Source organism: Arthrobacter sp. B0316-1-20, assembly GCF_059091865.1.
Genome location: NZ_JBNHHC010000001.1, coordinates 527574 through 551883, shown reverse-complemented (window position 1 = coordinate 551883; position 24310 = coordinate 527574). Strand labels below are relative to the sequence as shown.

21 protein-coding genes are annotated in these 24310 nt (G+C 66.3%); 10 read left to right on the top strand and 11 right to left on the bottom strand.

Going from position 1 to position 24310, the window contains the following annotated elements:
• Positions 1 to 113: 113 nt before the first annotated feature.
• The 5 genes from AC5RW2_RS02475 to AC5RW2_RS02455 form a co-directional block, all read right to left on the bottom strand.
• Complete coding sequence (locus AC5RW2_RS02475; protein ID WP_494073641.1) at positions 114 to 1097, bottom strand: hypothetical protein; 984 nt, start codon at positions 1095 to 1097, stop codon at positions 114 to 116.
• Entirely contained in the window at positions 1094 to 1837 is a 744-nt protein-coding gene (locus AC5RW2_RS02470) for a hypothetical protein (protein ID WP_494073640.1), read from the bottom strand. Before AC5RW2_RS02470 ends, AC5RW2_RS02475 begins: the two co-directional genes overlap by 4 nt.
• 166 nt (positions 1838 to 2003) lie before the next feature.
• Entirely contained in the window at positions 2004 to 2687 is a 684-nt protein-coding gene (locus tag AC5RW2_RS02465) for a signal peptidase I (protein WP_494073639.1), read from the bottom strand.
• A gap of 11 nt (positions 2688 to 2698) precedes the next feature.
• Complete coding sequence (locus tag AC5RW2_RS02460) at positions 2699 to 3274, bottom strand: hypothetical protein (RefSeq protein ID WP_494073638.1); 576 nt, start codon at positions 3272 to 3274, stop codon at positions 2699 to 2701.
• Positions 3275 to 3354: 80 nt separating this feature from the next.
• Positions 3355 to 3894, bottom strand: coding sequence for an alternate-type signal peptide domain-containing protein (locus tag AC5RW2_RS02455; protein WP_494073637.1), 540 nt, complete (start codon positions 3892 to 3894; stop codon positions 3355 to 3357).
• 376 nt (positions 3895 to 4270) lie between these two features.
• Between AC5RW2_RS02455 and AC5RW2_RS02450 the strand changes: the two genes are divergently transcribed.
• Positions 4271 to 5110 (top strand): response regulator transcription factor, encoded by an 840-nt coding sequence (locus AC5RW2_RS02450; RefSeq protein WP_494023710.1) that lies wholly within the window; start codon positions 4271 to 4273, stop codon positions 5108 to 5110.
• Here the strand turns inward: AC5RW2_RS02450 and AC5RW2_RS02445 are convergent.
• Positions 5077 to 5541 carry a hypothetical protein gene (locus AC5RW2_RS02445; protein ID WP_494026438.1) on the bottom strand — a complete coding sequence of 155 codons (465 nt, stop codon included), beginning with the start codon at positions 5539 to 5541 and terminating at the stop codon, positions 5077 to 5079. The genes AC5RW2_RS02450 and AC5RW2_RS02445 overlap by 34 nt on opposite strands.
• 222 nt (positions 5542 to 5763) lie before the next feature.
• Between AC5RW2_RS02445 and AC5RW2_RS02440 the strand changes: the two genes are divergently transcribed.
• Entirely contained in the window at positions 5764 to 6120 is a 357-nt protein-coding gene (locus AC5RW2_RS02440) for a hypothetical protein (RefSeq protein WP_494014298.1), read from the top strand.
• A gap of 7 nt (positions 6121 to 6127) precedes the next feature.
• On the opposite strand, the gene AC5RW2_RS02435 is transcribed toward AC5RW2_RS02440, so the two are convergent.
• Positions 6128 to 6544, bottom strand: coding sequence for a MarR family winged helix-turn-helix transcriptional regulator (locus AC5RW2_RS02435; RefSeq protein ID WP_494014299.1), 417 nt, complete (start codon positions 6542 to 6544; stop codon positions 6128 to 6130).
• Between the two features lie 68 nt (positions 6545 to 6612).
• Between AC5RW2_RS02435 and AC5RW2_RS02430 the strand changes: the two genes are divergently transcribed.
• Entirely contained in the window at positions 6613 to 8445 is a 1833-nt protein-coding gene (locus AC5RW2_RS02430; protein ID WP_494073636.1) for an ABC transporter ATP-binding protein, read from the top strand.
• Positions 8446 to 8457: 12 nt separating this feature from the next.
• Here AC5RW2_RS02430 and mfd read toward each other — a convergent pair whose 3' ends face one another.
• Complete coding sequence (mfd, locus tag AC5RW2_RS02425) at positions 8458 to 12072, bottom strand: transcription-repair coupling factor (protein WP_494073635.1); 3615 nt, start codon at positions 12070 to 12072, stop codon at positions 8458 to 8460.
• 150 nt (positions 12073 to 12222) lie between these two features.
• On the opposite strand from mfd, the gene AC5RW2_RS02420 reads away from it, so the two are divergent.
• Complete coding sequence (locus AC5RW2_RS02420; protein ID WP_494073634.1) at positions 12223 to 12723, top strand: DUF2505 domain-containing protein; 501 nt, start codon at positions 12223 to 12225, stop codon at positions 12721 to 12723.
• Between the two features lie 16 nt (positions 12724 to 12739).
• Positions 12740 to 12961, top strand: coding sequence for an SCO4848 family membrane protein (locus AC5RW2_RS02415; protein WP_494014302.1), 222 nt, complete (start codon positions 12740 to 12742; stop codon positions 12959 to 12961).
• Between the two features lie 69 nt (positions 12962 to 13030).
• Here AC5RW2_RS02415 and sufU read toward each other — a convergent pair whose 3' ends face one another.
• Complete coding sequence (gene sufU, locus AC5RW2_RS02410; protein ID WP_494023704.1) at positions 13031 to 13492, bottom strand: Fe-S cluster assembly sulfur transfer protein SufU; 462 nt, start codon at positions 13490 to 13492, stop codon at positions 13031 to 13033.
• Position 13493: 1 nt separating this feature from the next.
• Entirely contained in the window at positions 13494 to 14810 is a 1317-nt protein-coding gene (locus AC5RW2_RS02405; protein WP_494023703.1) for a cysteine desulfurase, read from the bottom strand.
• 255 nt (positions 14811 to 15065) lie between these two features.
• Between AC5RW2_RS02405 and AC5RW2_RS02400 the strand changes: the two genes are divergently transcribed.
• The gene (locus AC5RW2_RS02400) at positions 15066 to 16709 is read left to right on the top strand and encodes a RecQ family ATP-dependent DNA helicase (RefSeq protein ID WP_494073633.1); all 1644 of its coding nucleotides are present in this window, start codon (positions 15066 to 15068) and stop codon (positions 16707 to 16709) included.
• Positions 16710 to 16764: 55 nt separating this feature from the next.
• Here the strand turns inward: AC5RW2_RS02400 and AC5RW2_RS02395 are convergent, their stop codons facing one another.
• On the bottom strand, positions 16765 to 19674 hold the full coding sequence (locus tag AC5RW2_RS02395; protein WP_494073632.1) for a PKD domain-containing protein: 2910 nt from the start codon (positions 19672 to 19674) through the stop codon (positions 16765 to 16767).
• 377 nt (positions 19675 to 20051) lie between these two features.
• On the opposite strand from AC5RW2_RS02395, the gene AC5RW2_RS02390 reads away from it, so the two are divergent.
• Genes AC5RW2_RS02390 through AC5RW2_RS02375 form a run of 4 tightly spaced genes read left to right on the top strand, consistent with a single transcriptional unit; the run spans position 20052 to position 24283 of the window.
• The gene (locus AC5RW2_RS02390; RefSeq protein WP_494073631.1) at positions 20052 to 20792 is read left to right on the top strand and encodes a hypothetical protein; all 741 of its coding nucleotides are present in this window, start codon (positions 20052 to 20054) and stop codon (positions 20790 to 20792) included.
• 50 nt (positions 20793 to 20842) lie between these two features.
• Positions 20843 to 22189: an O-antigen ligase family protein gene (locus tag AC5RW2_RS02385; RefSeq protein WP_494073630.1), complete on the top strand. Its 1347-nt coding sequence runs from the start codon at positions 20843 to 20845 to the stop codon at positions 22187 to 22189.
• Complete coding sequence (locus AC5RW2_RS02380) at positions 22186 to 23424, top strand: hypothetical protein (RefSeq protein WP_494073629.1); 1239 nt, start codon at positions 22186 to 22188, stop codon at positions 23422 to 23424. Before AC5RW2_RS02385 ends, AC5RW2_RS02380 begins: the two co-directional genes overlap by 4 nt.
• 7 nt (positions 23425 to 23431) lie before the next feature.
• Complete coding sequence (locus AC5RW2_RS02375) at positions 23432 to 24283, top strand: sulfotransferase (RefSeq protein ID WP_494073628.1); 852 nt, start codon at positions 23432 to 23434, stop codon at positions 24281 to 24283.
• Positions 24284 to 24310 lie beyond the last annotated feature (27 nt).

Here is a 24310-nt window from a genome sequence, read left to right as displayed (position 1 = left end):
CTCTAGGGTCAGGATACGCGTCCGGTCCGACAACCAACAGGGACGGGTACACCGAAGCGCCGCCTGTCTTCAGGGTTTTTGGCAGGCCGGCATTCTGAAGCCCGGGGGCATTCCTACTCCGGCGAGGCAGCCTCATGGAGTGTCGTGCCCCATGGGAAATACTTCAGGGTCTTGTAGACGGGATCGCCGGCAACAGTTCCGTTCATGGGCTGGATCCGCAAGCGGTAATCTGCAAAGAATTCACCGCCGGTCTGGGAGAACGGCAGCTCAAAGTCGGCGCTGGTCGCCTGCACCCTCGTTTCAGCGCCCCAGCCGTTGGCGCCCTGCAGGGACACCTCGTAGGAGGTCGCGCCGGCCGATTCGTTCCAGCTGAAGGACACGTGCCGGCGGTCGTCGGCGGGCGCCCTGACTGCGTGCTTCACACTCGTCAACAGCCCCAGGGGCGGATGCTGTTTGGCGTCGTAGTAGCAGTTTTCCACGTTTGAGTGCTGGTACTCGTACGCCAAGTAGGCAGCATCACCGGCGGAAGTCCCGTTCATCGGCTGGACCCGCAGGCTGTAAAGCCTGTAATAGGGTGCTTTTGTCCCGGCACCGTCGAGCGGATTGCCCAGGCGGTCGGAAGGAATGCGAGGCCTGCTGAAGGTGACCGATTCCCCTTTGACCTCGGCCGCAAGGTTGTAACGCGGATCGTCCGAGGTGAGCGTGACGTTGTAATGCGTGACGCTTGAGGCTCGGCTCCAACTGAAGGTGACGTCGACCTTGTCGCGGTTCTCCAACTCTGCCTTGGTTTTCCCCACCACGCATTGCACGGATTTCCTTCCCGGCCCTATGGGGCGGGGCTTTAATTGGGCGCCGGCCACAACACGGGCAGCCCCGGATCCGGGCGGCGGCCCTGGCACCGGCCCCACCGTGATGTTCAGGGTGGCGGTGGCCGTCTGCTGCCACTTGGCCGCGGCGACGGGCACGCCGGCGCCGAGCAGAATGACCAGGAAAAATGCCACCAAGGCCGGCACAAAACCGGGCACAGCCCTCAACCGCATCAGAAAACCAGGGCCTCCAGCGGAATCCGGCGCGTCGGGGTCTCGAGGTGTGCTCATGAACGCTTCCCTCGTTTCATCAGGACCAGGAACAGAATTCCCATCAGGCCCAAAGCCACCGCCAGCCACCCGCGGCTGTTGGCGGACACGTTGCCCGCAATCCAGGTGGCCGGCTGACTTGCGCGACCTGTTTCAGTCGCCAGCGCACCCGCCTCGGTACCGGGCAACGGGAACTCCTGGTCTTCGGCATCGGCAGTCACGACGGTGTCGAGGGCATGTTGGCCGTGCGGCTCACTGGGGCGGGTGGCGTCTGTACCGTTTCCGGTCAAGCCGACGGCGCCCGCGCGACCGGGCCCGCTGACGGGACCGGCAGCCGCCTCGTCCGGCGGCGGGATGCTCGGGTTGGATCCGGTGCCTGCGGGGCAGGCGGCGCGGGCCGCCTGTCCTCCCGCCGTCGCCTGCAACGTCACGGCCACATCCACGTCGGCGGTCTTGAGCCGGGTTTCGTTCGCAGCCTCTTGGTCGAGGCGCAGTGTCATGTCCAGGTGCAGGATCTCCCCCGCCTCGAGAATCCAGACGGTGTTGATACGGGAACAAGACCACGGCCCGGTCAGCGAGGCTTCGACGGCAGGTTCCTCGCCTGACTCGACCTGCAGGACCAGATTCCTGGCGATCTGCACGTCGGCGTCGCCGACGACGCCGGCCACGGTCAGGGCTCCGGCGTCACTGCCGTTGTTGCGAATCCACAGGCCGGCCGTCATGGATCCGCCGGGCACCAGCGGCGCATTCTGTTCAAACAACGGTGCCTGAAGCCGCGGTGCGAAATCCCGTCCGTCCAAGCTGATTTGCAGACGTTCATCGCCCGCGAATGCCGGACTGGCCGGCGCCAGAACCAGGAGGATCAACAGGACCGAAACCGAGGCGCGCCAGACACAGGGCCGTGGATCCTTTCGTCCGGTTATCACGCTAAATCCTGCTCTGTTCCCTGAGCGAACGGCGGGTCGGCAGCGCTTCCGTCTGCGACACGGCAGTGGTGCCGGCGCGGGCGTGGAGGTTGTCCCGCGCGTCCGTCTCCGGCTCGTTGTCCCCTCCTGCCGGATTGGACGGGGCCCCGGCGACGGCATCTGAGCTGCCTTGTTGTCTCCGCTGGCGGAGCCCGCGAAGCATCGCAAAGCCGCCATAGGCAATGAGCGCGAGGGCTGCAATCTGAACGAGGCTGCCGCGCCCGCCTTGTCCCATGGCGCTGGCAACATAGCCGACCGAGGGCACGGCATAGAACAGTTTGCCGCGGACCTGCACTTCCATGACGGGCATTTCGTCTTCCAGGGAGTTGTTATCCCCCTTTGTCACCAGCAGCCGCTCACCGTCCTGCGCCGTGATGATAGCGGTGACGCGGTGGGTGACGACGACGGGGCTGTTGGATTCCACCTGGTAGGTGATGACGTCGCCGGTACTCAGCTCTGCGAAAGGGACAGGCTTCACCACCAGAAACGTGCCGGGCGCGTATTTGGGCGCCATGGAGTTCGTCAGCACCGTGTATGTCTGAGACCCGGTAACCAGAGGTATAACGACCAGTACCAGTGCTGCCAGGGTTACCGTCAGGAAGGCCAGGTAGGCAAGTCCCCTGCCTATCAGGCGAACAACATGCATGGGCTTCTCTCTCACATCTGAGCGGCAGACAACGGAATGGAAATCGCTGTAGACGAACCCTCCAGTGCGGCCGGCACGTCATCGGCGAGTTTCACCTGGAAACAAAAGGCGCCCGCTTGCCCCTTGGCCAGGCGGAATGAAGGGAGCACTTCGGGGGCGGCCGTAAAAAGGGCGGGATCCGAGCAGGAGGCGAGATTTCCCGCAGCCGCGGATCGGACCTTGAGAAATCTGCCGAGCTCCTGCGATTCCACAATCGGCGCTACCGCCATCTTTGCCTCGACAGTGAAATTTGCACTTGCGTTGGTCTCGTTCGTCATGACGATGCCGGCATAGACAGTTCCGCCCGGGAGCAGGGCGCCCGCTGGCTTCGTGGACAGTGCCAGCGTCGCCGGAGCACCGTTGGCCAGCGTCATATCCATGTGCCGGCTTTCGTCCCCGCTGAGGGTGACTGTGAAGTCGGCGGCCTGGGCGGTGCCGGCATCGGCCGACACGCTCGCATTCCAGAGGGCATAAGTAACTTGAACGGCGAGCAAACCCAGAAAAACCGCACCTGACATCAGCGCCGCTGCCGTCGCAAAACGCCGCATCCAACTCCCCCCTGCCTCCCACTTGGCTGGAGCCGATGCCCAGCCGCCTGCTGACGGTCCAACCAGGCAACCGGCACCCGCTACCTCACGGGCGTAGGCGTAACCTGCTCAAGCTTGAATGCCACGTTGCTGAAGTCATACTTCGCGTTCACGCTCTGCCTCTGAGCAGTGTCCGCGTTGAAGGTAAAACTCACGGACGCTGTGATGCCCTCGACCGATTTCGAGAGGACGTTGGTCAGGTCAACGCCTTCCTTGGCCAGGGTGACTTCCGGCTTATTGATCGTCCCGTCGACGAAGGCTGCGTCGAGAACGTTCTTCCCGTTTTTCCCGTCCACGCTGAGTTTTGCCTTGAGGGCGTTGCCCTCCAGAACAACGTCCAGGTTCTGCTTGTAAGTCAGGGTCTCGCCGGGAACGATTCTGTGGGTTGCGAGGTCCACGGGGGCTTCGATCAGGTTGCTCGTCCAGATACCCTGCCCCGCTTTCAGGTTGAGGTTACCGGCCTGGATCGTGCCCATTTGTGCGGTCTGGTCCGCGTTCCAGGCTGCCAGCGTTCCGCCGCCGCCGAGGAGCAACAGCGCGCCGGCGCCGATCGCAATAGTGCCCTTAACCATCTTGTTCATCTTCGACCTCATGCTGTGCTGACCCGGTAGGACGTTCCTCCCGCTGCTTCAACTCTCATCGGCACAACCAAAGATGAACGGTTGCATGAGCCAAAGGTTCTCGAAATTCGTGGCTGGACGGCCGTGCGAACCTCAAGAATCACCTCCAATCTCAAGATCATGGAGTCCGAAGAGCAACGGAGCACGCTGCAGACGACAAAACAACGGCCCCACCGTCCTACGACTGTCAGGTACCATCGGCCACGCGAGGGGTTGAACGTTACAAAGGAGCAGGGCATCGTAGCTAGGAAGGAGCCTGAGAGCTGGCCCACATAGCGGCTCAGACGTTCTTTCGACTGCACCCCAGGAATCGGCAGACACACAAGAAATGGGATAGATGGACACTCCGCAAGTAGCCGTTGTCATAGAAGACGACCAAGACATCCGGCGGCTCATCAGCAGTGTCCTCACCCAATCCGGTTTTTCGGTTCATGCTGCCGCCAGTGGCCAGGAGGGCGTAGCTGCGGTGAGGAAGTACTGTCCCAGTATCGTGACCCTGGACGTGGGGCTGCCGGACTTCGACGGTTTCGAGGCCGCACGGCAGATCCGCCTTTTCAGCGATGCCTACATCCTCATGCTCACGGCGCGGTCGAACGAAATCGACACCGTGTTGGGGTTTAAATCAGGCGCGGACGACTACATCAACAAACCGTTCCGACCGTTTGAACTGCGTGCCCGGGTTTCGGCCATGCTCCGCCGGGCCCGCAATACCGGGCCGCTGTCAACGCAGCCTCCCGCGGCCCTTGCAGTACCGACGGCTGTCCCTGCCGAGCAACCCGCGGCCCCCGCCCTTCGGCCGGCCACAGGAAAGGACGGCTGTGCCGCAAGCGCTGTTGCGCTCGGCACGTACGACCACAACGGCCTCTCGTTGGACTATCCGACCCGCACGGTAACCGTGGACGCGGCCGCGGTGGAGTTGACCCGGACGGAATTCGAATTGCTGTTGACCCTCATGGACGGCGGCCGCACCGTGCGCAGCAAGCAGGACTTGGTGCGGCGCCTGCGGTTTGAGGAGTTTGACACGGGCTCCTTCGTGTCGGAGGCCGACGAACGCGCCGTCGAGGTCCACATGGCCAACCTGCGCCGCAAACTCGGAGATGATCCGCGTTCGCCCCGGTGGCTGGAGACCGTTCGCGGATTCGGTTATCGGATGGCCCCGTCGGCTGTCGCCAGGTAATCGGCAGCAAGGCGCCGCATCGTCTCGTCGCCGCAGCTTCCGATCGGGTCCAGCAGATCCCGCGCGGTCGCCAAGCCATGCCGGTTTCCCTCCGCGAATTCGGTGGCCAGCCTTTGAACCTGCCGGCCCCAAAACGACAGCCGCAGTGCCCCGGCTACGCTGCTGGCAGTCTTGAGGCTCAGGGAAACATCCATGACCTTGTCCAGATCCTGTTCCTGGACCGCCTGGACCAGCCGCGTCCTCCGGAAATCCCACATGTCAATGTAGTCGGCCACGAACCTGCGGCAGGCGTGTTCGTCCCTCAGGTCCCTCGCCAGGGCATGCAGCACCGGCATCGAGACCACCGGCAGTTCGCAGGCGGCCAGGAGGAGGGACACCGCGGGTCGGCCAGGGCCCGTCTCGCGTAGGCGGGGCTGGTCAGGAAAACTCATAGGTGCCAGTCTGGCCTCGGCAGCTCAGGAAGCCGGGCGGCGCAGCCCGAAGATCGGCCAAAGGAAAGCTGAACGAGGCGGCAGGCCGTTCACACCGCGGGCGAACCGACGGGCTTCCCGACACGACAAAGGAAGATGCCCGGATTTCCGCGCCGGCTACCTAAGATGGCTATGCCACGTCTGTGCGTACCACACCCGTTCCTGATGGCTGAAAGGCCAGTAATGCCCAATCCTGCCCAAGACACTCAACTGCCGAGCCGGCGCGACGTTCGCACGGGGGCAGCCGAGCCCGCGCCGCCGACGGGCATGATTCCGGTGATCCCGCTCGTGTCCAAGCCGTCCGGTGACCCGTATCCCGCCCGGCGGGAGTTGCGCACCGGCCTCATCCAAGTAGTGGCACCGGCGGACGGTCAAGCGGCCGGTCCTGCGAAGTATGTGCGCATCGAGAAGCCGCAGTCCGGTATTCGGTCCGCGCAGCGCCCCAAAGCACCCCGAAAGACGGTCAGGACCGCCTGGGTCGCCAGCACCGTCGTCGTGCTGGCTGCCGTCGCCGTCTTGTGGTTCGCGTTCTTGCGGTAGGCCCTTCCTAGTCCTCCCCCGACGTGAGCTTGGCCAGGAGTGCAGCAAGTTGGGAGCGCTCGGCTGCCGTCAGGGCGCCAAAATACTTCTCCGCATGCCTCACTTGGACCTCCCGGATGGCCTGTCCTATCTCCCGCCCAGCCGCGCTCAGGACGACCACCGTGGCCCTGCGGTCCGCCGGATCAGGCTCCCGCGAGCACCAGCCCCTTTCCTGCAGGCCATCGACGATGTCCGTCGCCGACCGCGGTGCTATCCGAAGCCGCTCGGAAAGTTCACCCAACCGCAGCGGGCCGTGCTGGCGGAGCATGCGCAGTGCCCTCGCTTGTGACGGGGCGACGCCGAGCGGGGCCATGCCCTCCCGGGCGCCCCTCCTGAGTTGACGCGACACTGCCCAGAACGCGTCCAGTAAACTTTCATCTGCCACGGGAATAGGCTACCAAGTTCTCCTGTTGTAACCTCATATTGAGGTAACCTCAGCAATGCGGGCGGCGCATGTTGCCCCCTTCATCACGGATCGAGGTGGTTCCGACGGAAACCTTCGGAATAACCGCCGGCCGCGGGCCCATAAGGGAGCCGACGGCCGCAGAAAAAGAACAAGCCCGGCACGTACCGCTAAAGCGGATCGCCGCCCTGTTCCGCCCGTACCGGGGACAACTGGCCCTCGTCACCTGCATCATCGTCGCTTCCTCTGCCGCCGCCATGGCCTCGCCGTTCCTCCTGCGCGCGGTGATCGACACGGCTCTGCCCCGCCAGCAGCTCCCGCTGCTGGCTTGGCTGACCGCCGGGATGCTGGTTGTCGCTGCGGTCACGGCCCTGTTCGGCGTTTTGCAGACGTGGATTGCCACCCGGGTGGGCCAACGCGTCATGCACAGCCTGCGGACCGAGGTCTTCGCGCACCTCCAGCGCCAGTCCGTCGGCTTTTTCACGCGGACACGCAGCGGGGAAATCCAGTCCCGCATCACACACGACATCGGCGGCATGCAATCGGTGGTCACCTCGACCGCAACAGGGATTGCCACCAACCTGACCACCGTCGTCGCCACGGCAGTGGCCATGGCGGCGCTGTCCTGGCAGCTGTCGCTGATCTCGCTGCTGGTCATGCCGCCGGCCGTTGTGCTGACCCGCAAGGTGGCCAAGGTGCGCCGGGAGCTGACCGCGCGCCGCCAGCGGGAACTGGCCGACATGAATGTGACCATCGAAGAGTCGCTCTCGGTCAGCGGAATCCAACTGAGTAAGACGCTGGGCACCGCAGACGACCTGGCCGCCCGGTTTTCCGCCTCGTCGGAAAGGCTGACCGATCTGGAACTTCGTTCCGAATTGGCCGGGCGCTGGCGGATGGCGACCATGAGCATCATCTTTGCCGCCGTCCCCGCCGTCATCTACTTCGCCGCCGGCCTGCCGGGGGCGGCAGGGAACATCAGCATCGGCACGGTGGTGGCGTTCACGGCGCTGCAGGGCGGCCTTTTCCGGCCGTTGCTCGGACTATTGAACGTGACGATCACCGTCACCAGCTCGCTGGCGCTCTTCGCCCGGATTTTCGAGTATCTGGACCTGCCGGTGGAGATCGCCGAGCCAGCCTCCCCCGCCCCGGTGGATCCGTCGAAGGTCGCCGGGCATGTCCGCTTCGAGAACGTCAGCTTCAGCTATCCGGACAGCGGGACACCGGCCATCGAGCATGTGGACCTGACTGTCCCCGCCGGTTCCACCCTGGCCCTGGTCGGCCCGACCGGCTCCGGAAAGAGCAGCCTGGCCGCCCTGGTGGCCCGCCTGCAGGATCCGACGGAAGGTCGCGTCACCATCGACGGCGTCGACCTCCGCTCCCTGCGCCTGGCCGACCTGGCCGCCATTGTGGGAGTGGTCAGCCAGGACACCTATTTGCTCCACACCACGGTGCGGGAAAACCTGCGCTACGCCAAGCCGGATGCCAGCGATGCCGACATCGAGCAGGCTGCACGGGACGCCCAAATCCACGACCACATCGCGGCGCTGCCGGATGGTTACGACACCGTCGTCGGGTCCCGCGGGCACCGGTTCTCGGGCGGCGAGAAGCAACGGATTGCCATCGCCCGGACCCTGCTGCGCAATCCCCCGGTGCTGGTGCTGGACGAGGCAACCAGCGCACTGGATACCCAGACCGAACACGCTGTCCAGCAGGCCTTCGACCGGCTGGCCGCCGGCCGCACCACCATCACCATCGCCCACCGGCTCTCGACTGTCCGGAATGCCGACCAGATCGCCGTCCTCGAGGCCGGCCGGATCGTCGAACAGGGAACGCACGAGTCCCTGCTCGACGCCGACGGCCGGTATGCGGCGCTGGCGGCCTAGCCACCCGCGCCGTTACTCCTTGAACACCGCGTCGATGACGCCCTGCGCCCATTCAAGGATGGCCAGGTCGGCCAGGTCCTTGCCGCCGATCCGGGCGGTCTTGGGCTTGGGGACGAGGATGAAGTCCAGCGCCGGCTTCACCTGCGACCCGGGGTACATGCGGTTCAGCCGCATCACCTTGGACTCCGGCAGCGCCGCGGGCGCGAACTTGATGAAGTTGCCCTGCACCGCCACGTCGGTCAGCCCGGCGGCGCGGGCCTCGACGCGGAAGCGCGCCACCGCCACGAGATTCCGGACGGGCTCGGGCAGCTCGCCGTAGCGGTCGGTGAGCTCGGCCACCACTTCGTCGATGGCTTCGTGTGTCCTTGCCTGGGCGAGCTTCCGGTAGGCCTCCAGGCGCAGGCGCTCCCCCGGCACGTAATCGTGCGGCAGGTGCGCGTTGACGGGCAGTTCGATCTTCATTTCGGCGACCTTCTGCTCCGTTTCGCCGCGGAAATCCGCCACCGCCTCGCCGACCAGCCGGATGTAAAGATCAAAACCGACGCCGGCAATGTGCCCGGACTGTTCCCCGCCCAGCAGGTTGCCCGCGCCACGGATCTCCAAATCCTTCAGGGCCAGCTGCATGCCCGCGCCCAGCTCATTGTGCGCGGCCACGGCTTTCAACCGCTCGAGGGCAACTTCGCCCAGTGGTTTCTCTGCGTCGAACAGGAAATAGGCGTACGCCCGTTCCCGTCCGCGGCCCACCCGCCCGCGCAGCTGGTGCAGCTGGGAAAGGCCGTACCGGTCCGCCCGGTCAACGATCAGGGTGTTCGCATTGGAAATATCCAGCCCGGTCTCGATGATCGTGGTGCAGACCAGGACGTCAAAGCGCTTCTCCCAGAAGTCAACAATGATCTGCTCCAGCCGTGACTCGCTCATTTGCCCGTGCGCCACTTCCACCCGCGCCTCGGGCACCAGCTCCCGGATCCGCGCCGCCTGCCGCTCGATCGACGACACCCGATTGTGCACGAAGAAGACCTGGCCCTCGCGCATCAGCTCGCGCCGGATGGCAGCGGTCGTCTGCTTGTCGGTGTACGGGCCGACATAGGTCAGCACCGGATGGCGCTCCTCCGGCGGGGTGGCCAGCGTGGAGGTCTCGCGGATGCCGGTCAGGGACATCTCCAGGGTGCGCGGGATCGGCGTCGCGGACATGGCCAGGACGTCCACGTTGGTGCGCATCTTCTTCAACGCTTCCTTGTGCTCGACGCCGAAGCGCTGCTCCTCGTCCACGATGACCAGTCCCACGTCCTTGAACTGGACCTCCTTGGACAGCAGCCGGTGCGTTCCGATGACGACGTCGATGCTGCCGTTCTTGATGCCTTCCATCGTGTCCTTGGCTTCCTTGGGGGTCTGGAAGCGGGACAACGCCTTGACCCTGACGGGGAACCCGGAGAAGCGTTCGCTGAACGTCTCGAAGTGCTGCTGGGACAGCAAGGTGGTGGGAACCAGGACGGCGACCTGCTTGCCGTCCTGGACCGCCTTGAACGCGGCCCGCACCGCGATCTCGGTCTTGCCGTAGCCCACGTCGCCCGAGATCAGCCGGTCCATCGGGACTTCCCGCTCCATGTCCGCCTTGACCTCGTTGATGGTGGTCAACTGGTCGGGCGTCTCGATGTAGGGGAAGGCTTCTTCCAGCTCGCGCTGCCACGGGGTGTCCGGTCCGAAGGCGTGCCCCCGGGAGGCCATCCGGGCCGAGTACAGCCGGATCAGTTCGCCGGCAATCTCCTTGACCGCCTTGCGGGCCTGGCTCTTGGTCTTGGCCCAATCGGAGCCGCCCATCTTGGACAGGACGGGGGTCTCGCCACCCACGTACCGGGTGACCTGGTCCAACTGGTCCGTCGGCACGAACAGCCGGTCCCCGGGGGCGCCGCGCTTGGACGAGGCATATTCCAGCACCAGGTATTCGCGCATGGCCTTGGTGGGTCCGGCACCGGTGGAGCGCTGCACCAGTTCAATGAACTTGCCCACGCCGTGCTGCTCGTGCACCACATAGTCGCCCTCGGTCAGCTGCAGCGGATCCACGGCGTTGCGCCGCCGCGACGGCATCTTCCGCATGTCCTTGGTAGAGCGTGCGGTGGCCCGGCCCAGCAAGTCGGCTTCGGTCAGCAGGCCGAGCTTCAGCCCGTCGAAAACGAATCCCTTGCCCGTGCTGGCCGTGGTGATTTCGATGATCCCGGGCTGCGGCTCGTTCTCCAGCGATTCGACGCGGGAGGCCGGGATCTGGGCATCGTGGAAGAGTTCGGCCATGCGGGCGGCGGGGCCCGGGCCTTCGGTCGCCACGACCACACGCCACTGGTCGCGCACGCGGGAACCGATGAACTCCATCATTTCGGCCACATCGCCCTGGTAGCCCCTGGGTTCCCGGGCCGCGATGGTCAACGTGTCGATGTCCAGCACCGTTTCGTCGTCCGGATTGAACGAAGTGATGGACCACCACGACACCTGCTGTTCCGCGGCCGCAGCCCGGGTGTCCCCCAGCGACCGGAAGCCGGCCTGCTCCAGATCCCCCTGCAGCGCCAGGTCCAGCGGTGCGTCCCCGCCCTCGGAAGCCGTCGCCCACGCGGCGGCCAGGAACTCGTCGTTCGTCGTCTCGAGGTCATGGGCGCGGCCGCGCACCTTTTCCGGTTCAATGACGACGGCGATGGAACCGGGCGGAAGCTCCCCGATGAACGGCACCATGGCGTCCACCAGCACCGGCGACAGCGATTCCATGCCTTCGACGGCGACGCCCCCGGCGATCTTCTCCAGCATGTCGGCCGCCGCCGGCATCTGCCCCTTCAGTTTGGCGGCGCGGCTCATGACCGAAGGCGTGATCAACAGCTCCCGGCACGGCGGCGCGTACAACTGGGCGGGGTGCTTGACGTTCTCCCCGGCCAGGGAGCGCTGGTCGGCAACCGCGAACCAGCGCATCGATTCGACCTCGTCGCCGAAGAACTCGATCCGGACCGGGTGGTCGTCAGTGGGCGAAAAGACGTCCAGGATCCCGCCGCGCACGGCAAACTCCCCGCGCCGGCTCACCATGTCCACCCGGGCGTAGGCGGCCTCGGACAACCGCCGGACCACGTCGGTGAAGGCGACCTCGTCGCCCACCGTAAGCGAGACAGGCTGCAAATCCCCCAGCCCCTGCACGAGCGGCTGAAGCACCGCGCGCACCGGCGCCACCACCACCCGCAGCGGCGCCGCCCCGTCGTCGTGCTTCAGCCGGCGCAGCACCGATAGCCTGCGGCCCACCGTGTCCGACCGCGGCGACAGGCGCTCATGCGGCAACGTCTCCCAGCTGGGGAACTCCTCGATCGACTCATCCGGCAAGTAGCTGCGCAGCGCCGCCGCCAGGTCTTCGGTTTCCCGCCCGGTCGCCGTCACCGCCAGCACGACGCCGGGCCCGGACCCGTCGCCCGGTGCGGCCCCCTCGCCGGCGCCCGCCTCCAGCCCTTGCACCATTTCGGCCAGCAGGGCGGCCCGCAGCCCGGGCGGCGCACCGATCTGCAGATCCTCGCTGCGCTCTGCCACGGGCCGGGCCGACTGCAGCCGTACCTTCGCGAACGATTCGTCTTGGGCGAGGGCTGTGCGCAGTCCGTTCAGGCTCATTGTGTTCCATCTTCTTCCGGTCGGGCGCAACACGAATACCCTCCAGTTCGGCGCACCTGGATCCGACGCAACTGAGGGTCAGGGACCAACTTTACCGCGCACAGTAGGATGGATGCTGGCCCAACCAGTTCCGACAAACCGGGAGTCTTCATGGCGCTCAGCGCTTCCACCACCCTGCCCTATCCCGCAGCCAAGGTCACCGAAACCTTCACCGACGAGGCGTTCCTGCGCCACATCAGCGAGTTGGTCGGCGGCACGCTGGAGTCCGTGCAGCGCGACGGCGATGTTGCGGGCGCCTTCACGCTGACCGTGGTCCGCAAGGTTCCCAGCGCGCGGCTGCCGGAGATCGCGAAGAAGATGCTCGGTGACTCGCTCACCGTCACCCAGACCGAACGGTGGCAGGCGCCGGCGGCCGACGGTTCCCGCACCGCCGACGTCAGCATGAAGGTGGCCGGCGCCCCGGTGGACGTCACCGCGGTCCAGCACCTCGTGGCCGACGGCGGCTCCACGCGGGTGGACCTCAGCGGAGACGTGAAGTCTTCGATCCCGTTCCTCGGCGGCAAGATCGCCGCCGCCGCCGAGCCGATGCTCGGCAAGGCCTTGAACATCCAGGCGCAGCAGGCCGAGGCCTGGCTGTCCGGCCGCGCCTGATCCGGGAGCCGCTGCAGTGAATATTCCGGCTGTCCTGGCCTGGGTGCTGATCCTGGCCGGCGTCTGGGCTTTGCTTGTCTGGGCCCCGCATCTTGTCCGTGTGTGGAAGGATCCCCGCTCCACAGACGACAAGGGCGCCATGACCCGCTACTTCACCATGGAGTTCATGAAGGCGACCACCTCCATGATCCTGGGCATCGCCACGCTGGTGATCGGCGCCCGCGGCCTCGCGGGCTAGTCTGCCGCCAGCAGGCCAGAGGAGGGGCCGGGCCGCGCGAGTGCGCCGCCCGGCCCCTTGTGCATCCGGTCAGTTCGCCGCCAGCAAGGCTTCCTCCAGCGCCACCCAGGCGAGCATGGCGCACTTCACCCGCGCCGGATACTTGGAGACGCCGGAAAACGCGGCCGCATCGCCGAGGATTTCTTCGTCGGCCTCGACACTCCCCCGCGAGCGCATCAGTTCGCGGAAGCTGTCCACCACCTTCAGCAGCTCCTCCCGCTCCATGCCCTGCGCCAGGTCGCTCAGCACCGATGCGGAGGCCATCGAGATGGAACAGCCCTGCCCGTCCCAGCTGACGCCGGAGAGCATGGTCGCGGCGCCGTCCTCGTGCACGGCGGCGCGGAGCGTGATTTCGTCGCCGCAGGTGGGGTTGAGCATGTGCGACTCGCCGGACTTGTCTCCCGGCGGCGGATCCGCCAGGGGCGCCCCGTGCCGTTTCTTGGCGTGCTCCAGGATGATCTGCTGGTACAGCTGCTGCAGTTCAGCACTCACGTCAGTTAACTCCAAAGAACGGGCGGACCCCGGCGACGGCGTCCAGGAAGGCGTCGACATCGTCGGTGGTGTTGTACAGATATGTGCTGACCCGGGTGGTGGCCACCAGGCCGAGGCGCCGGTGCAGCGGCTGCGCGCAGTGGTGGCCGACGCGCACGGCGATGCCCTTGTCGTCCAGGAACTGGCCGACATCGTGGGCGTGGACCCCGTCGACGTCGAAGGCCGCCAGCCCGATCCGTTCGGCCCCGGCGGCCGGGCCGAGCACCCGGACACCGTCGACAGCGGCGAGCCCGGCCACCAGCCGCTGCCCCAGCTCCGCCTCCCAGGCATGGATCCGGTCCATGCCCGTCTCCTGGAGGTAGTCGACCGCCGCGGCCAGCGCCACCGCCTGCGAGATGCGCTGGGTCCCGGCTTCGAAGCGTTGCGGGGACGGCAGATAGTCGGCCTGTTCCATGGTCACGGTGGTGATCATGGAGCCGCCGGTCAGGAACGGCGGCATGGCGTTGAGCAGCTCCGCCTTGCCGTACAGCACGCCGATGCCGGTGGGACCGAGCATCTTGTGCCCGGAGAAGGCGGCGAAGTCCACGTCCAGCGCCTTCACGTCCACGGCCATGTGCGGCACGGACTGACAGGCATCGAGCACGACGACGGCGCCCGCCTTGCGGGCAAGCTTCACCAGGTCCTCCACCGGGTTGATGGTCCCCAGCACATTGGAGGCATGGGTGAACGCCACAACCTTGGTGCGCGGGCCGATGACCTGCGCCGCTTCGTCGAGGCGCAGCGCACCGGCGTCGTCCACCGGGATGAAGCGCAAGGTGGCGCCGGTGCGGAAGGCGAGCTCCTGCCAGGGGATCAGGTTGGCGTGGTGCTCCATCTCGGTAACCACCAGCTCGTCGCCGGGCCCCAGCGCGAAACGCGACGCGGCCGCACCGCCGCGGCCGGCGCTGGCGTTGGAAAAGGCATAGGAGACCAGGTTGATGGCTTCGGTGGCGTTGGAGGTCCAGACCACCTCGTCGATGCCGGCATTGATGAAGCGGGCGACGGTTTCCCGCGCGTTCTCGAAAGCGTCGGTGGCGGAGACGGCCAGCATATGCGCACCCCGGTGGACGGCGGCGTTCCGCTGTTCGTAGTACTCCTGTTCGGCCTCCATGACGGAGAGCGGATTCTGCGAGGTGGCGCCCGAATCCAGGTACACCAGCGGCGAACCGTTCACCTGCTGGTCGAGGATGGGGAAGTCGTTGCGGATGCGCCGCGCTTCAGCGTTGTCGATCATGCCGGCGGCATGCTTGAGGGTTGCGGGGGTGGATACCACAGACACCTGGGGTGCTCCTTGGATCGATGGCTGGAACTGTTTGTCCCGCTATTGGCCGACAATACGCAAGACAAGTCTGCGCTAATCATCCCACTTCAGCGGGTGCAGGGTCACCTGAGCCATGCCTTACCCGCGGGCCCCGGTCACCGCGGGCGGCGGCGAAACTGTCGTCGGTCCGCCCTTATCGGCTATATACAAACCCCTGCGGATTCGTTAGAAACGAACTGGAACCCCGTCATTGACCCGACCTGCAGGAGCCTGATGCCAGAACATTCCCGGACGCCCGACCACGACGAATTGCGCAGGGTGGCCGAAGAATCCTTCGGCTGGGACGTGCTCCGCGAGGGGCAGTTGGACGCCATGGCGGCGGCCGCCCGCGGTGAGGACGTCCTGGCCGTGATGCCCTCCGGGCACGGAAAGTCCGCCATCTATCAGGTTCCTGCCGTGGCGTTGCCGGGCACCGCCGTCGTGATTTCTCCGCTGATTGCGCTGCAGCACGACCAGGTGGATGCCATCAACGGCGATCTGGGCGCGCAGCGGGCCTTCGCGGTGAATTCGCACGTGAGGTCCTCCGCGGAACGGGCGGCGTGGGACGCGGTGGCCGGCGGGGAGGCGAAGTTCCTGTTCCTGGCACCCGAACAACTGGCCCGTGAAGAAACCCTGCGGCGGTTGGCCGAACAGGACATCTCGCTGTTGGTGGTGGACGAGGCACACTGCATCTCGTCCTGGGGACACGATTTCCGGCCCGACTACCTGATGCTGACCTCGGTGGTGAAGCGGCTGGGGCACCCGCCGGTCGTCGCGCTGACCGCCACCGCATCACCGCACACGCGGACGGAGATCGTCGACCGGCTGGGCATGCGCGACCCGTTCATCAACGTGCAGAGTTTCGACCGGCCGAACCTGCACCTTCAGGTCCTGCGGCATCACGAGGACGGCGGCAAGCGGCGGGCCGTGGTGGACCAGGTGGCAGAACTCGGCGGGCCCGGCCTGCTGTACACGGCCACCCGCAGGGACACCGAGAGATACGCCGCCGAGCTGGCCGAGCGCGGCCTGCGGACCGACGCCTACCACGCAGGCCGGACGGCCGCGGACCGGGAGGCGATCCATGAGCGTTTCCAAGCGAACGCGGTGGACGTGGTCGTGGCTACCTCCGCCTTCGGCATGGGGATCGACAAGCCGGATGTGCGGTTCGTGGTGCACGCCGACATCCCGGATTCGCTGGACAGTTACTACCAGGAGATCGGCCGCGCAGGCCGGGACGGGGAACCGGCGCGGACCATCTTGCACTATCGGTCCGAGGATTTGGGCCTGCAGCGGTTCTTCGCCGGCGGCGCCCCCGACCCCGATGAGCTCGCGGGTGTCTTCAGCGCCGTCCGGGACCACGGCCCCCTCCGGCCCGCGGCGCTGCGCGAACACACCGGCCTGTCGCAGCGGAAACAATCCCGCCTGCTCAACTTCCTGGAGCACAGCGGCAGCATCACCGTGAACCGCAAGGGCTACCGGGCGGTCGGCGGCGCGGACCCCGCTTCCGCCGCGGAAAAGGCACTGGCAGAAGCCGACGCGCGGCACCGGATCGACGAGTCGCGGATTGAAATGGCCCGCGGCTACGCCGAGACAAATCACTGCCGCCGCGACTGGTTGCTGAACTACTTCGGCGAGGAGACGGACGGCTACTGCGGCAATTGCGACAACTGCGAGGCCACGTCCGAAACGGAGGTTGAAGCGCGGGAAGCGGAGATGCCGGAGGGCTACGAGATCCAGCGTCCGGTGAAGCACCGCGAGTGGGGGCCCGGCATCGTCATGGGCACCCAGCCGGACCGCATCACGATCCTGTTCGAATCGGTCGGTTACAAGGACATCGCCCTTTCGGCCATCGAAGCGGACGACGGCCTGTTGACATAGGCAGACCCCGCCGGCTGGTGAGCCGGCGGGGTCTGTTTGCTGCCAGTTGCTGCCTCTATGGCGTCGCCGGGCGTATCACAATGGTGCCCATCACGGCGTTGGCGGTGGCGCTGTCAGCGGTAGCGGTCAGGCCACCGGCCCTGGTACCGGAAATCGGGCCGTTGCTGTCGGCGACCAGCCAACTCAGGTGTCCGGTGCCCGTCCCGGCGCCGGTCTGGCGGACCGTCACGCCCGCAGATGCCGTCCAGGACGTCGTCGAAGCGGTCTTATCCGCCCAGTACGAGAGCACCCAGTCACCGGCCGCGGCAGTCATCACCGGAGTGGTGTGGGTTGCCCTGCTCACGGTTTCCCGCTCGAACCCGAAGGACGCGGCACTGACCTGTGCCCCGCGGTAGGCCGAGACCGCCAGCGAACCACGCGCCCAGTCGGCCGTGCGTACCGTCACCGTCGCCCCGGCATCCTGCGCCGTGGCAACCTTCGAGTACAGCACCGAGCGCATGGACGTCGTCCCTACCTCCGCAGCCAGGGTCCACCCCGCCGGCGGCGTCAGGCCGACCGTGGCCGAGTTCGCCGAGAACGCCGCGACCAGCACGTCGCCGGCCGCTACCTGCGCCGGCAACTGGACGCTGTGGTTCATGGCCGAGCCGGTATTGGAGCTTGCCACCGAACCCACGAACGCAACCCTGGCAGAGGGAGGCGGCTGCGAGGAACCCGATACGGTCACCGTCCGGGTCACCGACGCGGTTGCACCGGCGGCATCCGTCACCGTCAGGGTCACCCCGTAACTGCCAGCCGCGGTGAAGGTGTGCGAGAACACCTCGCCCGTGGCCGAAGGTCCGCCCGCGACCCGCCAGGCATGAGATGCGATCGTACCGTCAGGATCGGATGACCCCGAGCCGTCGAAGACGCAGCTCAACCCGTTGCACTCCGCCGTGAACGACGCGACCGGCGCCTGGTTCTGCGGCGGAGCGGACGTGCTGGTTCGTGCGATCAGCGACCGGGCGGCCCAGTTGGCGCCGTCCAGGCCCGGGCCGCTGACCGCCGCGGTGGTGCCGGACACCCGGCCATCGCGGCCGACGGGTTCGGTCCAGTTCACCGCATTGAGGTTGCCGTTGGCGGAGGCCCAGTACAGGGTGTTTCCGGCCAGGAACATGCCGCTCACGTTGCGCCAGTCCACGCCGGCGGCTGCGCCGGTGATGACGTGCTGCTGGGCGCCGATGGTGCCGGTGTCCAGTTCGAAATACCGCATGTACAGGTTGGGCTGGCCCTGGACGGTGTAGTACATCCGTCCGTTGGAGTAGAACAGGCCGGTCATGCCCTGCAGCTCCTGGCCCAGGTTGGCCAGTTTGTAGCTGGAGGTCTGCCGGCCGAACGTGGCCAGGTCGGTCCTGTCCAGGTTCCGCAGGTTGACCTGCTCGGCCGCGCCGATCTGCGTTCCGTTAAAGGACCGCTTTTCCATGGTCCCGTTGGCCATGGCCAGGTAGAGCGAACCGCCGGCCACGAAGCCGCCGCGGACATTGGCCCAGTCCACGTTGCCGGAGGGCACCCCGGTGACCGGAGTGGCCCTGCGGCCGTCGAAGTAGACCTGCTGGACAGCGCCGGATCCCGACTTCAGGACATCCACGGGAAGCCGCGGTGCGCTTGCCGTAGCCGCCGCATAGCCGCCTGCCAGCGGGAAATGCGCGATTCTGGCCCGGTACTGGGAGTTGGCGATGCGATCGGTGTCGGACCCGACCCACAGGCCGGTGGCCGTGGCCAGCAGGTCGAAGACTCCACGACCGCGGTCACGTCCGGGATTCCACGCCAAGGCCATGCCGTTGGCGGAACTGATGACGCCAATGCCTTCGCGGACTTCCGCACCGGGTCCCGCCGCGTCACCCACGAACGGATTGTTCGTCCAGCGGTTGTGCCCGCCGAAGTAGATGTGCGCGCCGACATGCTCCAGGGCATAGATGCTGTCGCCGCCGACCCAGTTGATCCAGGTCGGGTCGAGCTGCTGGCCGGAGGCGGCGGTGTCCCAGCGCGCGATGCTGTCGCAGAGGCTGGGCGGACCGGAGCCATAGCCGCCAAATGTCGAGACTGCCAGGTTTGACCCGTCCGGGGCGAAGTCCAGATCGTTCACATAGTAAGCCCGCTGGAAGTTGCAGCGGGCATCGTAGCGGTCCGTGTGCCAGTTTTGGTCCACCGTAGCAGTCGCACCGGCGAGATTGATTTTCGCGATCTGGTTTCGATCCGCCCCGTTGACGGTGGCGAAGTGCCCGGTGATGAACATGGTGTTCCCGTCCGGGGTGGTGTCGAACTTGTGCACGAAGACGTTGATCCCGGCGTCGCCGGTGCCTGTCGCGCCGCCGACGAATTCGAAGTTCACGGTGGGACGCAGCGCGCCGGACGATGCATCCAGCTCGGCTAGCTTGCTGCGTTGCTGCCCGCCAATGCTGTCGAACTCACCCCCGATGAACAGCCGGTTCCCCACCAACTTCATGTCGTGCACGACCGAGTTGATCTGCCCCGGATTGAAGCCGGTGACGCGGGCCCCGTTGCTCACCGAGAGCCTGGTGACCTTCTGCACGCTGGCCCCGTTCAAGGTTCCGAACTGCCCGCCGACGTACACGGACTGCCCGTCCGCGGATGCCACCACGCTGCGGACCGTGCTGTTGAAGTCCGGTGCGAACGAGTTGCTGATCGCGCCGGTGTTCTTGTTGAACGCGACGATGCGGTTGCGGACCAGTTCCGGGCCTCCCGTGCTCGCCTGCACCCGCGTGAACGAGCCGCCAAGGATGATCATGTCCCCCGCTTCCGCGATGGAGAACACGATGCCGTCGAGCACGTGCGGCGTGTAGTTGACCGGGTTCGCCCGCACCACCTGGGTGTGGCTAACGTCGGCGGCCACGGCCGCCCCGGGCGTTGCCAATCCCATGCCGGCGACCAGCAGTAGTCCCGTAAATATGGATAAAAGTCTTCGCATTGTTTATTCCTGTTCTCCCCCGTTTCCGCTTTCGCGGCGGAATAGCTGCGGCCCCTCATTCGGTATCCCGGACATGCAAATCGGGATCAAAGAAAAGACCCTAGGCTGCACCAATATTGCCGGGGATCAAACAAACGGGAAACACTCGGCGGGGGCCTGCGGCTACCAGTTCTTCTTTCGCACTACTCGAATTCCCCTTGTCCGCTACGGGTCGAATACCCGGTCTTTCCCACCCCGGTAACGGTGTGGGGAAGAGTCGGGTATTTGAAACCTTTTTCTTCCCACATGAAGGCCATACGATCGGGTCAGCTTCGTTCCCCGGCGCGTTGGCTCCGGGGTACGCCAGCCTCGTTCTTGAGGTTCATCTGGGGGGAAGAATGAAACGAACGATGGCCCGTGGCTGTGCCGCGCTCGGCCTGGTTGTGGCCTTGTCCGCTTGCAGCGGTGGTGCCGATCCAGCGGCCGCCGACCTGCCCACCGTGGGCGGGAGGGCAAGCGGGACTCCGGCCAAGGCAACCCAGCCCGGCAGCGGCAACAAGAAGGAGGCGACGGCGAAACCGTCGCCCTCGGCCACGGCAGATGCCGCCAAGAAAAAAACGCCTGACCCAGCCGCCAAGAAGGACAAGCCTGACGCTGCCGCCTCAAAGGATCTACTGGCTGAACTCGACCTTAACGACCACGGCAACCTGCCGGCGGAAGTCGGCGAGGCGGGAGTGCTCGGCGAACCAACCGGCAAGAAGTTCGCCGAGATGGAGGCCAGTGAAATCCAAGCCGATTTCACCTGCACGGCGGACACCGCCCTGCCGAGCATCAACGGGCAATTCGTTGCCATCCATTTCTCGGTGAAGGCCCACCCCGAGCTGCCGGAATCCGGCTGGCCCTATTTCGCCATGTCGGTGCACGACTTCCGTGCCTGGGACGGCGACGGCGAACAGGTGGTGGATCCAGTCGGCAACAGCGCGGGCTGCGTGCCCGAGGCCGATCTGCTGCCCAACCCGGTGAATCCCGGCGGTGACGCCGAGGGGCTGATCATCCTCGATGTCCCGGAGGGCAACGGCTCGGCCTCGTTCCGGATGGGCGGCTTCGAGGGCGCTTACGGCTGGGAATGGTCCTGGTAAATAACGGCACAGGGGGCATCGTGATGTTGGGGGCAAAAAATCGGGTGGCGTTGCATTCGTGGCCCTTCGTGCTGTTCTTTGCCGGTTTTCCCGTGTGGTGGCTCCTGGGATTCGGGGTGCTGGGTTTCCTGCTGATGGCAGCTCCTCTGGGCTATCACCTGCTGCGACGACGCGCAGTGCTGCTCCCGCACGGTTTCGGGATCTGGTGGTTGTTCCTGGCGGTGGCTGCCATCGGCGTCGTCGTGCTCTGGATTCCCGTCCCCGGGCTGCTGCCCGAAGAAGGATCCGTGCGCCTCCTGCCGTGGGCCTACCGCATGGCGTGGTTTGTGGCGGTAACCATCGTCATGCTTTACATCGGCAACACCTCCGAGCGGGAACTTCCCCGCAGGCGCATCGTGCTGCTGATGGCATGGATGTTCGTCATCACCGTCGTCGGCGGATATGCCGGACAGTTCCTGTCGCGGCTGGACTTTCCGTCACTGCTGGAGGCGGTACTGCCGGCCCAGCTGGCCTCGAACGCGTTCCTGAACGGCCTGATCCACCCCGGCCTGGCTCAAGTGCAGGGCATTCTGGGATTCGACAACCCGCGGCCTAAGGCACCGTTCGAGTATGCGAATTCCTGGGGCGCAAACTTCGGCATGTTCCTGCCGTTCTTTATGCTCTCCTACGCCTACGTGCGGAATTGGTGGCAGCGTGCGCTCTGGGCCGCGGTATTGGTGGCTTCGGTGCCGCCGGTTGTCTTTTCGCTCAACCGAGCGCTGTGGCTCGGTCTCGCCGTCCTGGCCCTGGCGGCCGGTATACGGATGGCGGTGCGCGGCAAAGTGGTGGTTCTTATTGCGATGGCCGCCGCCTTCGTGGCCGCCTTGATGGCGGTGCTGCTGACTCCTTTGGGCTACCTGGTGCAGGCACGCCTGGAAAATCCACACAGCAACCAGGGCCGGTTCAATCTGGCCAAGCGAAGCATCTCCACCATGCTGGAACATTCGCCCGTCATAGGCTTCGGCGCCCCGCGGACCCAACAGAACAACTTTTACTCCATCGCGGCCGGCGCAACCGCGGATTGCAGCCAGTGTTCGCCGCCGCAGCTGGGCACCCAAGGTGCGCTCTGGTACCTCATCTTCTGCACCGGGGTACTCGGTGCGTTCCTGTTCCTCTGGTTCATCTTCCGGAGGTATCTGCCCTCGCTGCGGACACGCGACCGGGACTCGGCCGCCATGCTCTACGTCTTCCTCTTTTTCCTCTGCGTGCTGCCGTTCTACGACACCATCGCCGCCCCGCTGATGACCCTGATGATCGGCATCGGCCTGCTGTGGCGGCGGGAACTGGAGCAGCAGCCTCCGCCCCACCCCCCTTTGGCCACCCGCCGGAAGCAGCCAACGAAAGAGCCGGTTTCATGAAAACAATCCGCAACAGCCCAGCGCTGGAGGACCTGATGTCCACCGTGGAGCAATTGTTCCCGGATTCGAGCGTCAGCGTCGGCCCCGTCGGGCCCGGACGGCACGCCTTTCGTCTGGTGCCCGGCCCGCGACGGCCGCGCCTGCTGGTGCCGGCCCACTCCAGGGCGGCGGCAGCAGACGCGGTAAATCGCCCCAGCGCCAATGACTCGTTCAGCCGTTCGGCGCAGCGGTGGCTGCTCGCCAAGCTGCTGGCGTCATCGGTCGGCGGGGCACTGATGCCCTACGGGCTGAACGTCACTCCCGGGTCCGGATCCATCAGCGACTACTTGGCCGACGTCGTCGGCGCCCCGGTGATGCTGTCCCTCTCCGTAGGCTCCGCGAGGGCGAACCGGAAACCGGTCTTGAACGTCCACACGTCAGACGGGCGGGAGATTGGATTCGCCAAGGTGGGACTTAACGGCTTGACGAACGCCCTCGTGGACCATGAGCACAGCGCGCTGCGCGCCTTGGCCAGTCACCGGTTGGCCTCTTTTGCAGTGCCCGAGGTGATTCACCACGGCAACTGGCGCGGCAACGCGGTCTTGCTGATGACCGCCCTGCGCGCCGACAGGCGGCGGGTACAGAACGGGGTCCCGGTTGCGGCGGCGGCCGCTATCGCTGCAACCGGTACCATCGGATCCTGCCCCGCCGAGTCGGGCCCTTGGTTCACCGGGCTGCGACGGGAGCTGACGACGCTGCACGGCACGAGCGAGAGCGTGCTGCCGGAGCTGGCCGATGCCTACGGCGAGCGCTTTGCAGGCCTGGACGTGCCCCTCGGAGCGTGGCACGGCGACTTCGGCGCCTGGAATCTGGCTGCCACCGCCGGAGCGCCCTTGGTCTGGGACTGGGAACGGTACGCTCACGACGTCCCGCTGGGCAGCGACGTCGTTCATTACCTGGCCCACCCGGTGTTGCGGGCGGTCGACCAGATGGCCGCCGCGCGCAGCGCTCTCGGCGTCGACTGCCGTCCGGCGCTGGCACAGGCAGTCGGCCGCAGCGCCGGGCCGGACCCCGCCCGCGACCCCGCGGTACTGGACGCGCTGGTACTGGGCTACCTGCTGACCATCACGGCCCGGTTCACTCTCGACAGCCTGACCCCTGACGGGGCTGCAGTCCGCCCGTTGGCACGCTGGCACCAGCGGGTGCTGGCGGACCGGCTGGAGCATCCCGCCCTCACCACCCTCGGCAAGAAATGAGAGATCGATGACCCTGACCGAACGGCTCAACGGTTCCGCCCGCGCTGCTGCCCGCACCGCGGCCACCTCGGTGGGGAGGCTCAGCGCCGATTTCCGGTTGCGTCCGTCGTTCCTGATCGCCGGCGCCCAACGCTGCGCCACCACCAGCCTGTTCCGCATGTTGGCCCAGCACCCTGGCGTGCGCCCGCCGCTGCTCAACAAGGGCATTCACTTCTTCGACACCGCGGACCGGTTCCGGCGCGGGACGCGATTCTACGCCGGGCATTTTCCCCTGCGCCGCGCGCGTGGGCAGGAGATCACCGGCGAAGCCAGCCCGTACTACCTCTTCCACCCGCTGGCACCCGGACGGATTGCACAGGAGCTGGGACCGGTGAAAATCATCGTGCTGCTGCGCGACCCGGCCGAGCGGGCGTTCTCCGCTCACAAGCAGGAGTACGGCCGGGGATTCGAGACCCTTGGCTTCGCCGAAGCGCTGGCAGCCGAACCGGGGCGCCTGGCCGGTGAAGAAGAACGGATCGTCGCCGACCCGGGCTATCAGTCGTTCGCGCACCAGCATCACGCCTACCGTGCCCGTGGCCGGTACGCGGCACAACTGGAGCGCATGTTCGACGCCGTAGGGCGGGAGCACGTACTGGTGCTGGACGCCGACGACTTTTTCCAGCCGGGGCTCCCGCAGTGGGACAGGTTGCTGGAGCACCTCGGGCTACCGGATTGGCGCCCTCCCGCGGCCGTGCATTCCAATTCCCGTCCCAGCCGGCCGATGCCGGAGCGATTGCGCAGGCAGCTCCGCGAGGATTTCGTTGACGACGACGAACGGCTCGCCCGGCTGCTGGGCGTCACTCCGAGCTGGCGCAGATAGCGGTGGCCAACATGAAGATTCAGGACC